A 1,227-nucleotide genomic window follows, 5' to 3' on the forward strand; every position below is an offset into this window, starting at 1 on the left:
GCCAGACTTATTCAAGAGCGACACCGGCGACGACAGGCTGCCACAGAATCCTGTCGGCGGAGGGGTGGGGAAATATGACAAAGTAGAATTAACCTATGGGCTCAAATTAATCTTCAGACGTCCAACCAGCTCGTCCAGCCTTTCCTTCGGAACATGCTTTATCAGGTACTCCACCAGGTCATCCTGCCTGGGCTGACCAAATACCAACCTGTAGACCGCCAATGATCGACGCAACGCGTCGAACGGAACAGATAAACGACATCGAGCGCTTTACGACGGTCGTTTTCTGAATGATCTAGCCAAGCAAAGGTGGATGCCATCTATTCCTTATTCTCGACATCCATCAGTCGTTCCAAGTTGCCCATAATCTTCCTCTCTACCACGTTTTCGTCTATACCCCAAAGTTCAGACAGCGTATTCAAGGCGTCCTTTACCTCCCAAGGCAGTATTGGTCTTCCATTAAGCTGTGCGAATGGCCCATCCGACTCAGTTAATACTCGTTCCTTAGGCATTCGAGATGTTAATTCGCGCCCCTTTTTACTACGCAACATTGCAGGTCCCACACTGAACCAACACCCCAGAGAGATAGCCCTATTCAGCTCACCCACTGTTCCCGTGAACCAGTGAAGTATCGGCGTACCCGACCTCGGGTACTGTTCCAATAGATCAAGCACCGCTGTACTTGCTCGTCGACTGTGAATCGACATAACTCTTCCACCGGATTCATTGCACGCTTTAAGCACGTGTCGAAATACTTCGACCTGGTCTTGCCAATGAGTCTTGAACTCCGGTGCCCCATCCAACCCAACTTCGCCTACATAGGCGCTGTCAGGAAGTATGCGATCGAATAACGGCAACTCACCTTTTCTCTCGTGGGCAAGCTGAGGGTGAAGACCAAGCGCAGTTATCATCGTGCCTCTGCCCAAAGCGGAGGTTCCATCCCATGCGCTGGGCGTCGTGGTCACTGACAGCACTATGAGTTTTCGCTCGTGACATTCCCAAGCAATCTCATGCGGATTGGGGTACAGGTCGACGTGACAGTGAAAGTCGATCATCGAACGCCTGCCGCCGTCAGAAACTGACCGACTTCTTTGATTCCACGGGTAAGTGAGTCTCTATATGGTCTGAGATCACCCATGACTAGGGCATTCAGATTGGTCGTCGCAAGCGCTTCTAACCCTTCTGCATCGACAAGCGCCGCTGCCATCGCCGCACATCTCACATCGT

At 51.6% G+C, this 1,227-nt stretch carries 1 protein-coding gene; it reads right to left on the reverse strand.

Annotation, left to right across the window (positions count from 1 at the left end):
• Positions 1–320: 320 nt before the first annotated feature.
• On the reverse strand, positions 321–1,055 hold the full coding sequence (qatD, locus tag ACOCD2_RS20645) for a Qat anti-phage system TatD family nuclease QatD (RefSeq protein ID WP_293649531.1): 735 nt from the start codon (positions 1,053–1,055) through the stop codon (positions 321–323).
• Positions 1,056–1,227 lie beyond the last annotated feature (172 nt).

Source organism: Thiolapillus sp., from assembly GCF_048562965.1.
Classification (GTDB): domain Bacteria; phylum Pseudomonadota; class Gammaproteobacteria; order Chromatiales; family Chromatiaceae; genus Thiolapillus; species Thiolapillus brandeum_A.

Coding starts and splice junctions, on each gene's coding strand:
- qatD (WP_293649531.1), bottom strand. CDS start 1,055: ATGATCGACTTTCACTGTCACGTCGACCTGTACCCCAATCCGCATGAG.